Here is a 12,069-nt window from a genome sequence, read left to right on the forward strand (position 1 = left end):
TTATATCATACATGCACTTTTAATTAAAGGATTTTCATCAAATAATTACTTAAAAGCCATTGTTGCATGCACAGCTTTTTTCCAGCCGCTATATAATTCTTCACGCTTTTCTTCTTCCATATTTGGTTCGAAAGATTTTTCCATATTCCACTGCTGCGCAATTTCATCGCAATCTTTCCAGTAGCCAACCGCTAGACCCGCTAAATATGCTGCCCCAAGAGCCGTTGTTTCATTCACTTGAGGACGTTCAACCGGAACGTCTAACACATCACTTTGGAACTGCATTAAGAAATTATTCTTAACTGCTCCTCCGTCTACACGCAATGTTTTTAATGTAATTCCAGAGTCGGCTTCCATTGCACTTAATACATCTCTTGTTTGATAAGCTAGTGATTCAAGCGTTGCACGGATAAAGTGTTCTTTTTTTGTACCACGAGTCAATCCAAACATCGCTCCTCGTACATCGCTATCCCAATATGGCGTTCCAAGTCCTACGAAAGCTGGCACAATATATACGCCGTCTGTAGACTCTACTCGTGTTGCATAGTTTTCAGTTTCAGCCGCATCTTTAAACATTCTTAAACCATCGCGGAGCCACTGAATAGCAGATCCTGCTACAAAAATACTGCCTTCAAGCGCATATTCTACCTTACCGTTAATCCCCCATGCTAATGTAGTTAACAAACCGTGATCGGACTTAACTGCTTTTTCACCCGTATTCATTAACATGAAGCAACCTGTTCCATACGTGTTCTTCGCCATTCCTTTTTCATAGCACGCTTGTCCAAATAAAGCGGCTTGCTGATCTCCTGCTGCTCCCGCAATTGGAATACTCTGACCGAAGAAGTGATAATCTACTGTATGAGCGTATACTTCAGAAGAAGGCTTTACTTCTGGAAGCATAGATTTCGGTACTCCTAAAATATCTAGCAGTTCATCATCCCATTTTAAATCGTAGATATTGAACATAAGCGTACGGGATGCGTTTGAGTAATCCGTTACATGCGCTTTTCCACCTGATAGCTTCCAAATTAACCATGTATCGATTGTTCCGAATAACAATTCACCGTTTTCCGCTTTTTCTCGTGCACCTTCTACGTTATCTAAAATCCACTTTACTTTTGTTCCAGAGAAGTATGCATCAATTAATAATCCCGTTTTGTCGCGGAACGTATCGTTTAATCCTTTTGCTTTTAACTCTTCACAAATGGCAGACGTTTGTCGAGACTGCCATACGATTGCATTGTATACTGGCTTTCCTGTTGCTTTTTCCCACACTACTGCTGTTTCACGCTGATTGGTAATTCCAATTCCTTCAATTTGATCAGCATGAACACCTGACTCAGATAGACAAGATGCAATAACAGCAAGGATAGAACCCCAAATTTCACTAGCATTATGCTCTACCCAACCTGGTTTTGGGAAGTATTGCGTAAACTCTTTTTGAGCTACATGTACAACTTCACCTTTTTTATTAAATAACATTGCTCGTGAGCTTGTTGTTCCTTGGTCTAAAGATAAAATAAATTTTTCCATATCAATATCCCCTATTCTCTGTATAGTGTCGTTTCTTTATTGTACATAGTTAGATGGTAAAGCGCATTCATTTTTTTGGTACTACTGCTGATTGAATTTGTGCTGTCTTTTGTTTAGAAACAGCGTAGATAACAGCTAAAACAATCACCGCAATGCTTAAGACAATCCATAAGCTGCTAGACATTTTATTTAAGAATGCCGCTTGATAAAATACTGCACCAATTGATCCGCCTAATAAAGGACCCACTACTGGTACCCAAGCGTATTTCCAGTTCGAGCTGCCTTTTCCAGGTATCGGCAAGATAGCATGAGCAATACGAGGTCCTAAATCACGAGCAGGGTTGATGGCATAGCCTGTTGTTCCTCCTAATGATAAACCAATACTTACGATTAAAAATCCTACTACTAAAGGATTTAATCCATCTGTAAATTTATTTGCTCCAATTGCTAAGATTCCTACAACTAATACAAACGTTCCAATTGCCTCACTTAAAACGTTTGCAAATGGGTTAGCAATTGCTGGTCCCGTTGCGAATACTCCTAATTTTGTACCAGCATCTTTTGTTTCTTTCCAGTGTGGAAGATAGTGTAAATAAACAACTGTTGCACCAAGAATGGCTCCAATAAACTGAGCTAAAATGTACATCGGTACTTGTGACCACGGAAAATCACCTGTAATAGCAAGCGCTACGGTTAACGCTGGATTTAAGTGTGCCCCACTCATATTACCAACCGCATATGCTGCCATCGCTACCGCCATTCCCCATCCCATTGTGATAACGATCCATCCTGAATTAGCAGCAAACGATTTTTTTAAATTGACGCCCGCACATACACCAGCGCCAAGGATAATTAAAATCATTGTTCCAATTATTTCTCCTAAGAATGCTTGCATATAAATAACCTCCCCTTTGTATGAAAACGATTAAAACAACAAGAAAATAAGAAAATCCACCATACATCCCCCTAATAAAATCATTAAAAGGCTATACCGTGGATCTCCCATTCTCCCTCACATCTATTAACTTATCTAGAAGTTTACTAGATGATGAAAGCGTTGTCAAACAGTTTTTTTAAGTTGAAATACTCCACAGTTCTCTATTTGATGTTGTAACAGCAGAAGCCCCGGCTTCTAAAGCATTATGAACTTCTTCTGCCGTTCGTATTAAACCTCCAGCTAACACCGGAATGCCCGTTTCAGCTTTAACTTCTTGGATTAAAGTGGGCACAATTCCAGGAAGAAGCTCAATATAATCCGGTTTTACTTTCTTCATTAACTCATAGCTTTTCTTCAAAGCCGTGCTATCCAATAAAAAGACTCGTTGAATGGCATAAATCCCTCTTTGTTTAGCTTTTAAAATAACGTTTGTTCTTGTCGAAATAATTCCCGCTGGCTTAAATTCCTGACACAAAAAATCAACCGCATATTCATCGTGCTTTAAGCCATGAATTAAGTCTAAATGAATGATTAGCTTTTTTTCATGCTTATGGACTTCTTTCATGATTCCTTTTAGCATGCCCACTTGATTGTCTAAAAGAACTCCGTACTCATAATTACTTACTAAAAACTTTTCCAATTGCTTCATATCTCGAACAGCGGGTAATACCGATTGTCCATGAAAACTCATGTTTTCCCCTCTTTTCCATGGTTAGTCCACAAAATTCATTGTAATAGTTTTTATTATGGCAAAAGTTGAAATAAAAAACACCATGCATTTGCATGATGTTTTTAGAAACTGCGTTATTTTTTATATTTGATATTGTAAACGTCATGGCGTCGGTCTTTTAATTGACGAACCGTTCCTGATTGACGCTGGCGGCGAAGAATTTCTAAATCTACGTCTCCAATAACCACCATTTCAATATTAGGATTACATTCTCCTACAATACCGTCTCGTGCAAATTCAAAGTCAGACGGTGCAAAAATAGCAGACTGAGCGTACTGAATATCCATGTTTTCTGTTTCAGGCAGGTTACCAACTGTACCTGCGATAACCGTATAAATTTGGTTTTCGATTGCGCGCGCCTGAGAACAGTATCTTACGCGCAGATAGCCTTGACGGTCCTCCGTACAGAATGGCGTAAAAATAATATTTGCACCTTTATCGGTAGCAATACGAGCAAGCTCCGGAAATTCGATGTCATAGCAAATTTGGATCGCAATTTTACCGCAATCTGTATCAAACACTTCGACTTTATCTCCTGGGCTAATTCCCCACCATTTTCTTTCATTAGGTGTAATATGCACTTTATACTGCTTTTCAATTGTTCCATCTCGGCGGAATAGATACGCAATATTAAAGATATCTCCATTATCTTCTTCGACGAAGTGGGATCCTCCAATAATATTTACATTATATTTAACCGCTAAGTTAGTGAATAGCTCAATGTACTCTTCCGTATATTCTGCTACGCGCTGAACCGCTTTGCTTGGAATCTTTTCATTCAAGAAAGACATTAGCTGAGTTGTGAAAATTTCCGGGAATACGCAGAAGTCGGCTTTTGCGTCATAAGCAACATCTGTATAATATTCTACCTGTGTTGCAAACTCTTCAAATGAATTGATCTGTTTCATCATATACTGAACAACACAAATGCGCACTGGGAATGACGTTTTAAAATGGCGTTTTGAACGGCGAACGTAATCTACGTTGTTCCATTCCATCAGCGTTGCATACTTATTAGAAGCTAGATCATCAGGAAGATAACCAGGGTTTATACGCATAAGCGTAAATCCGTTCATTAGCTGAAAAGATAGGACTGGATCATAAATTTTATGATGAATAACTTGTTCTACATATTCTCTAGGCGACATTTCAGCTGAATGCTTATGGTAATTAGGAATTCTTCCTCCGATGATGATACTTTTCAGGTTCAATTCACGTGCTAAATCTTTACGTGCTTCATACAAGCGGCGTCCTATTTTCATGCCGCGATACTTTGGATGAACCATTACTTCAATTCCATACAGATTGTAGCCTTCCGGGTTATGATTTGTAATGTATCCTTCGTCTGTAATATCGTCCCACGTATGCTGATCATCGTACTCATCAAAGTTCACAATCAAGCTTGAACAAGATCCGATAATTTCCCCGTCGTACTCTGCACATATTTGTCCTTCTGGAAAAATGGCCAGGTGACTTTCAAGCTGTTCTTTTTTCCACGGATCCATTCCGGGGAATGATAGCTTTTGAAGTGCTAAAATTTCATCTATATCGTCCGGTTTGATGTTACGAATAATCATTTTTTTCTCGAATTTTGATAAATCTATTGTAGACATACGCTAAAACAACCCTTTCTCTCTCTTCATTAGGCAATTAGTTTCCCTGTTTTTTATTATAATAAACATTATTAAAAATTCAAAAAATGAAGTTGAAACATAACAAAATAAATCCAATCTAAAGACGAACAAATGGATGCATTAGCTCGTATGAATAGCTTGTGACACCGCTGTTGATTTCCGTACAACTGCTAGAAGGAACAAAACAGATGAAACCTACGTTCACCATAATAAAAAAAACGAACCACCAATCAAACATGTTGATCAATGGCTCATTTTTCACTTAGGCTAAAATACTTTTGTCCCAGCCTCATTTTCTATTTGCAAATATCTAATTTTATGGATGTTTTTTTATTAGGATAATTTTCAATAAATCCTGGTCCTAAAGAGACTTTAATGCCATTTATTTTATATACATTATAGCGTTCACCGCGATTTAACGTACGAATCTTTACCCATTTTCCTTTTTCTTCTTTTAACAAAACCATCGGTGATTGAATCGTTACAAAACCAATTTGGCCTTTTGAGAGCTTTTTCGTTTTACAAAGATTCTGGGCGACTGGAGCACTGCTTACTTTGTATTTGTTTTTAACAGCGATTGAATCAAAACTTTGAGAATGAAATTGACCAATAACCACTTTTGTACCGGTTTGAACGCGGTCAAACAGCCAGCGTACCTCTTCATCATACATACGAATGCATCCTGAACTTGCGTAAGTCCCGATAGAACTTGGATTATTATTTCCATGAATAGCATACGTCGTTCCATATGTTCCGCGCGCATTTAATCCTAGCCAGCGATCACCTAGCGGATTCCTAGGATCTCCTCCCCGAATGTTATCTTTATAATAAGGCCGGTTTTTAATTTTATTCACAATGCTGAATGTACCCTCTGGTGTATAACTCATCTGCCTCCCTGTCGCAACTTTGAACGTCCTTACTAATTTTCCTCCATCATAAAAAGCAAGGGTGTTAGTAGATTTATTAATAATAATAAGTTGATTTGAAGCCGCAGACGCATTGCCTGTCAGACCCATCCCCGCGAGTAAAAAAATAAGCCCAACAAAAAAAACAGCCACCTTTTTCATTTATTGACTCCCCCAATTTCTCTTATATCTATATAAGAAAAGTATAGGATGAAAGGCAAACCATCAGAACACTTTTTACCTTATAAGTCAAAATACAATAAAATCTTTCACGCACCCCTTTTTACTGACAAGAAGCAATAAATGTACATAACAAAAAAAACGGCCCTTTAAAGGGCCATTTCATTTGTATTTAAAGCTTCACTTCAACTTTTGCATTTTTCTTAAGTTCTTCAACTTTTTTCTCTAATGCTTCTTGTTTCTTTTGTTGTTCAAGCTGCTGCTTAATTTGAGGCTTTACGTCTTCAAGCTTTGGCATTTGAGATTGTTCTTTACCGCCGCTTGCTTGACTTTGGCTTTGTTTTGCAAATTGATCGTAATAATCTTGAATTTCTTTATCTGTTACTTCTGGTGTTTGGATGTCTTTATCTACGTACTGCTGATATTTAATGCTGTCAGCCAGCTCAGACTTTAATTGTGATTGAGTTAGTCCTGCATCTTTTAAAGCCGCTTTAAACTGTTTATCTGTTTTGAACTGCTTTTTCGTTTCTTTTAACTTTTTATTTACTTCTTCATCAGTTGCTTTATAGCCTTTGTTTTCAGCTTCTTGCAATAGCAGCGTTTGACCTACTAAATTGTCAATTGTTTGCTGCTTTACTTGTTTAGCTGCTTCTTTAGATGTTGGGTCTTGTCCCATTTGTTGATATTGGGCTTGTGATGAAGATAATGCCGCATTATATTCTTCACCAGAAACTTTTTTACCGTTTACAACCGCTACGGTTTTCTTCTCATCTACTTTTTGTTTATCTAATTTCTTCTGCATTTCTTTTGCTTGCTTTTCCTGCTTTTCCTGAGCCTCTTTTTGCTTCTCAGTTTGTGCAGTTTTCTGATCATCACTTTTTGATTGCTTTGCATCATCGTTTGAACCGCATGCTGTTAAAGCTGCAGCAATTAACCCAATGAGCAATGTATACATCAGTTTTTTCATGATTAATCTCCTTTCATAATCCCAAACGATTATTAGCTATTCGAAAAAATCATCTAGGGGGCATTGTATATGATATAGGCGTAAAAAGAAACCATTTAGGCTAATTTTAAACATATGTAATAAGATTGAAACGTTCTGTAATCTTATGAAAGATAAATGCTCTTCTCTATACGGCCTGTCTAATCATAACATTATTTAGTATGATTTACATAATTTACAGAAGTTTATTCATCGTACATTCTTTTCTCTAAAGCTTTCTTTACATTAAAGATGACAGTATTTGATCACATAATTTCATCGTTTTTGCATTGTCACTCCCACTGGAAATAATTTCTTGATCACTTGTACAACACTCAATGAAATGAGCCATCTCTCCAACAAATCCACGAAGGTAAAGATCTCGATATGCTCCTGACATTGGAGAAGCAGAAGGTGTAAACACACGGTCGTTTTCTTTTAATGACTTCCATGGTAAATCATCAAAAGTCTGAGATTCGTGAATAGTCAATACGTTTACTTCATCAGCAAAAGCAAAGCCATTGTCAAATGTCACTAATAAGTTTTCGCTTTCGCGAGACCACGCTGTCATGCCAGTAAAATACAGGCTCCCTACAGTGCCATTGTCAAACTTCAGCGAAATACTATTTGAAATATATTCACCATGATTATTTCTGAACCCTGTCACGTGAACGACTTCGCCGAACAAGTGACGGACAAGATCAACAATATGTATGGCAGCAAGCTTCATAAACTGCTCTTCATCTTTACAAAAAGGGGTACTGTCTACAGCAAACCTCGCTTGAAATGAACGGACGTTTCCAAGGTTTCCTTCTTCAATTAGCTCTTTTAGTTTTATATAGCAAGGTGCATAGCGCTTCATAAAACCTACCATTACTTTTACGCCAGCTTCCCTAGCAGCATCTGAAATCTCTTTTGCTTCTCTTTCATTCATCCCCAAAGGCTTGTCCACATAAACATTTTTTCCCGCTCGAATGCAATCAAGCACCAAAGCAGGATGATCTTCAGGCTGTGCCACAACTACTACTCCGTCGCACTTTTCCTGCTTCAGCATTTTCTTATAATCATCGTATGGCGTACCGCTGCTCCCAAATCGCTGAAGAGCAGCTTTTGATCTTTCCATACTGCGTGTGGAAATTGCTTTAATTTCTGCTCCCGCTTCAATAACTGAGGGATAAATGTTCGTTGATGCGTGAAAGCCTGCACCTATAAAACATAATTTTGCTTTTGTCATGTTTTCGCTCCTATTTGTTTTTTGTGATGGATTTATACAAGTTTGACCATATCACAAGCTCTTTTTGAATGTCCAATTGAAATCTGAAATATGCCAATAAAAAGAAATAAGTTGAGACACAACTAAATGAAACTTACGTTTACCATAACAAAAAAACGAACCACTAATCAAAAATCTCGATCAATGGTTCGTTCTTCACTTCGTCTAAAATGCTTTTGTCCCAGCCTCTTTCTTTAATTTATGTATGAATTATAAAACGATTCATACGAATACGTAATCAAATTGTTTTCTTTTGCAAAACACTCAATGGAAACAGGAAATAAAAACCCGTATTTTTTTAAAATTGCAATATTTTTTTCGAATTGCTCGCAGTCGCTTTCTTCAATCGGCCGATGTTGGATCGCTTCAATCACGGCAATTATTGTCTGAAGGCTACTAATGACTTGCAATGCTTCATCGAGTAAGCCATTATATAAATGGTCTGTACAATAATCTGGGTTTAATAATTCATCAGGATTAAGCTTATCTACAGATACATACCGAGGTAACAAGTCATAGCGAAGCTGTTCAGTCAACTCTTCTATGTAATTCTCCATTTCTGGCGGAGCTGCTTGGGCAATTTTCATGGTTACCCCCCCTTTTTTCTCTTAACTTATGTCTCTTTATTTAGCATAACATAAACATAAAACGAGAACTTCAGGTAGTTATTTCCTCCTAATTATTTACAAGTTCTTTTAAAAGATTAAAGGATATTTACTAGTATGTAAGGAAGGGATTAAATATGAGTATAAATGGCCAATGGCTAGAAGATAAAATCGCAAAAAATGATGCAGGGCAAACAATTGAAGATTATTTAAAAACGAAATGGCGTATTCCTAAAAAAACGCTGCATCAGTTTCGAATGAATAAAAATGTGCTTATAAACGGTGAGCCTTTACCATGGAGAAACACTCTTAAGGAACATGATAAAGTGTCACTTCCTTTTTTTGAAGCAGAGCCTAATGAAATCACCCCTTACAATGTTGATATAGAGATTTTGTTTGAAGATGAGCACGTACTAATCGTAAACAAACCAATAAACCTAGATACTCATCCTTCATCAGAGCAAGATCAAAAAACTCTTTTAAATGCTGTAGCTGCTTATTTTCAAAAAATAGGCCTCAAAACAAAGCCTAGACACGTTCACCGTTTGGACAGCGATACATCAGGTGCTATCTTGTTCACGAAGCATTTTGTAGCAAGCTCTGTGTTTGATCAGCTGCTGGCTGAACGTAAAATTAATCGGACTTATATTGCCCTCGTCCAAGGAATCATAAAAAAAGAGGATGGAATCATCAATGAACCCATTGGACGCGATCGTCATCACGCTACAAGAAGAAGAGTATCTAGAACGGGACAAGATGCCAAAACACGTTATCGGGTGTTAAAACGCAATACGGCAAAAAACGAAACGCTTATCGAACTTTCGCTCGAAACCGGACGCACTCACCAAATTCGTGTTCATATGAGTCACATCGGCTATTCGTTACTTGGTGATACTCTTTATGGAGGAAAGAGATTAAAAGAGCAGCAGCAAGCTTTACATGCCATTAAGCTTTCTTTTATACACCCGTTTACACATCAGCGTGTGTCAGCTGTTGCACCTCCAACTCAGCAAGTCTTTTTGGCTTACAGCAAGTTGCTTTCCTATTAAACTAAAAGAGAGGTTAAGACGCAACTAGCTAAGGGCAAACAAATAGAAGAAGTGCGGTGAACCGCTTGAGATACCTACCTGAAACCTGCGTTCACCATATCAATAAAAAAATCCGAACGAGTTGAATTCTTTATCAAGAATCTCAATTTACCGTTCGGATTTTCTTTTAACTAAAATACTTTTGTCCCAGCTTTTTTTCTATTGAATTTTAAACTGACGAATCAAGTTCGCCAATTCTTCACTAATCTCTTGCAGATGTTCAGCTGATTGAGAAACAGTAGAAATAGCTCTAATTTGTTCTTCTGTAGAAGCGGTAATTTCTTCAGTTCCCGCTGCTGATTGCTGTGCAATAGCTGCTATACTTTGAATGGCCGCTACCACGTCTTCCTTATGCTCATCGATACTGTCCATGCTGCTTGTCACATGTTCCACAGCCGCCGCCACTTGTTCAATTGTAGTTGCAATTTCATGAAAAGCTCGTTCTGTATCTCCTACCACAAAGTCCTGAGACTTTGAAAGCTCTTCTGTACGGTTGCATTCTTCACGCGCAGCAGCGACTTCCCCTTGAATCGCTGCAATCGTATGGCGAACTTGTTCAGTGGCCTGAGAGGACTGTTCAGCGAGTTTTCGCACTTCTTCAGCTACTACCGCAAATCCTTTGCCATGTTCTCCTGCACGAGCTGCTTCAATACTAGCATTTAATGCAAGTAAATTTGTCTGATCTGAAATACTATTAATGGTAAAAATAATAGATTCAATTTTTTTCATCTTATTTGTTAACTCTTCCATTACAGCTTGAACAGCATGAATCGTTTGAGCCGATTCAGTAGTTTGGTTGCGAAGGAGCTGCATCTGTTTTAAACCTTTTTCATTGATGCTTACAGCTTCAATCGTCATTTTATTAATCTGTGCATTTTGTTCAATGACTTCTTCAATTTGCGAAGATAAACTCATCGTTTTATGATTAGTAGTGTCAGCGTCAGAAGCTTGCTGCGTGGCACCGCTCGCAATCTCATGGATAGCCCGGCCGATTTCCTCACTGGATGCAGTGGCTTCTTCAGATACGGCACTCAAGTCTTCAACAGACGTTTTTACTGTCTCAACAGACGTCTGAACCGTGCCAATCAATGTTTTCATTTTGGCTACCATATCATTAAATAAATGAGTAAGCTCACCAATTTCATCTTTTGACTTCGTCTTCACCTGAACCGTTAAATCGCCAGCTGTTACTTTGGCTACTTCATTTTTCAAGCGGCGAATCGGATTAGTAATGATTCTTGAGAAAAAGATGGTTAACACCACTGATAATAAGATGCCAATTAACGCAATCCAGACAATAACAGTCAGTAAATGATGAGCGCTTGAGAGCATTTCATTATAAATAAAGGCATTTCCTATCTTCCAATTCGTTCCTTCGAGAGTATCATATGCCATCACTCTCTCTTCACCTTGAAAGGTATACTTCATGAAATCTCTATTTCGGTCTGCTTCGTACATTTTTTTCATAAATGGCTGATTCATTAAATTTTTTCCAGCTTCTGTTGGATGGACGAGCGCTGTGCCATTTTGATCAAATAAAAATGCATACCCACCGTGATTTACTTCTGCTTTACCTACAATGTTTTTTAATGCATCTAAGTCTAAATCAGTAGCTATAACACCCAGCACCTTTTTAGTATCTGGATCTAAAATAGCCTTTGCAATTGTCACAACCGTCTTTTTGGTTGCTGCATCTTCATATGGATCCGTATAAATTACTTGATCAGGTAATGCCATTGCTTGTTTGTACCAAACTCTTGAAGTCGGGTCATAATCTGATCCGTACTCTTGCTTAGGAACAGAATACATTCCTTTATTTTTTGTGCCTATGTATTCAAGTGCCAGGTTCGGATATTTTTCTTTAAACTGCGTAAACTCTTTTTGAACCGTATTCCATGTAAAATAAGGATTTTTCTCTTGATTTGTTTCATTTCCTTCTTGCTTAACAAAATTAACGATTACATCGTTCTCACTGTACGTCAGCAAAGAACGACTATACATGTCTAAGTACGTATGAATCGTTTCTTTTAACTCTTTCACTTGACTTTGAGACTGAACTTCTACATCTTTTTCTATTTGTGTTTTGGTAAATTGATAAACAGCCCCTGAAACAACTAATAATAAACTAGCTATAAAAATACTAAAAAATACTACGAGCTTTGCACTTAACCTCTTCATTCCCTCACCCTTCTACAA

The 12,069-nt window shown here is 37.7% G+C and carries 10 protein-coding genes; 1 reads left to right on the forward strand and 9 read right to left on the reverse strand.

Annotated elements, in window-relative coordinates; genetic code table 11:
* Positions 1 to 45 precede the first annotated feature (45 nt).
* The 8 genes from glpK to ACFX4E_RS23880 form a co-directional block, all read right to left on the reverse strand.
* Positions 46 to 1,536, reverse strand: coding sequence for a glycerol kinase GlpK (gene glpK / locus ACFX4E_RS23845; protein ID WP_028410246.1), 1,491 nt, complete (start codon positions 1,534 to 1,536; stop codon positions 46 to 48).
* A 67-nt stretch (positions 1,537 to 1,603) separates the two neighbouring features.
* Complete coding sequence (locus tag ACFX4E_RS23850) at positions 1,604 to 2,431, reverse strand: MIP/aquaporin family protein (protein WP_028410245.1); 828 nt, start codon at positions 2,429 to 2,431, stop codon at positions 1,604 to 1,606.
* Between the two features lie 178 nt (positions 2,432 to 2,609).
* Positions 2,610 to 3,164, reverse strand: coding sequence for a glycerol-3-phosphate responsive antiterminator (locus ACFX4E_RS23855; protein ID WP_013055261.1), 555 nt, complete (start codon positions 3,162 to 3,164; stop codon positions 2,610 to 2,612).
* Between the two features lie 113 nt (positions 3,165 to 3,277).
* Entirely contained in the window at positions 3,278 to 4,816 is a 1,539-nt protein-coding gene (locus tag ACFX4E_RS23860) for a carbon-nitrogen hydrolase family protein (RefSeq protein WP_013055260.1), read from the reverse strand.
* 317 nt (positions 4,817 to 5,133) lie between these two features.
* Positions 5,134 to 5,904: a L,D-transpeptidase gene (locus tag ACFX4E_RS23865; RefSeq protein ID WP_098433062.1), complete on the reverse strand. Its 771-nt coding sequence runs from the start codon at positions 5,902 to 5,904 to the stop codon at positions 5,134 to 5,136.
* 190 nt (positions 5,905 to 6,094) lie between these two features.
* Positions 6,095 to 6,889 carry a SurA N-terminal domain-containing protein gene (locus tag ACFX4E_RS23870; protein ID WP_013055258.1) on the reverse strand — a complete coding sequence of 265 codons (795 nt, stop codon included), beginning with the start codon at positions 6,887 to 6,889 and terminating at the stop codon, positions 6,095 to 6,097.
* Positions 6,890 to 7,148: 259 nt separating this feature from the next.
* The gene (locus ACFX4E_RS23875) at positions 7,149 to 8,141 is read right to left on the reverse strand and encodes a Gfo/Idh/MocA family protein (RefSeq protein WP_377238638.1); all 993 of its coding nucleotides are present in this window, start codon (positions 8,139 to 8,141) and stop codon (positions 7,149 to 7,151) included.
* 233 nt (positions 8,142 to 8,374) lie between these two features.
* The gene (locus tag ACFX4E_RS23880; RefSeq protein ID WP_013081630.1) at positions 8,375 to 8,767 is read right to left on the reverse strand and encodes a YhcU family protein; all 393 of its coding nucleotides are present in this window, start codon (positions 8,765 to 8,767) and stop codon (positions 8,375 to 8,377) included.
* Between the two features lie 155 nt (positions 8,768 to 8,922).
* On the opposite strand from ACFX4E_RS23880, the gene ACFX4E_RS23885 reads away from it, so the two are divergent.
* Complete coding sequence (locus ACFX4E_RS23885) at positions 8,923 to 9,834, forward strand: RluA family pseudouridine synthase (RefSeq protein WP_279620935.1); 912 nt, start codon at positions 8,923 to 8,925, stop codon at positions 9,832 to 9,834.
* Positions 9,835 to 10,032: 198 nt separating this feature from the next.
* Here the strand turns inward: ACFX4E_RS23885 and ACFX4E_RS23890 are convergent, their stop codons facing one another.
* Positions 10,033 to 12,051: a methyl-accepting chemotaxis protein gene (locus tag ACFX4E_RS23890; protein WP_377238642.1), complete on the reverse strand. Its 2,019-nt coding sequence runs from the start codon at positions 12,049 to 12,051 to the stop codon at positions 10,033 to 10,035.
* Positions 12,052 to 12,069: the final 18 nt, after the last annotated feature.

This window comes from Priestia sp. YIM B13491 (assembly GCF_042787605.1).
In the GTDB taxonomy this organism is placed as follows: domain Bacteria; phylum Bacillota; class Bacilli; order Bacillales; family Bacillaceae_H; genus Priestia; species Priestia megaterium_E.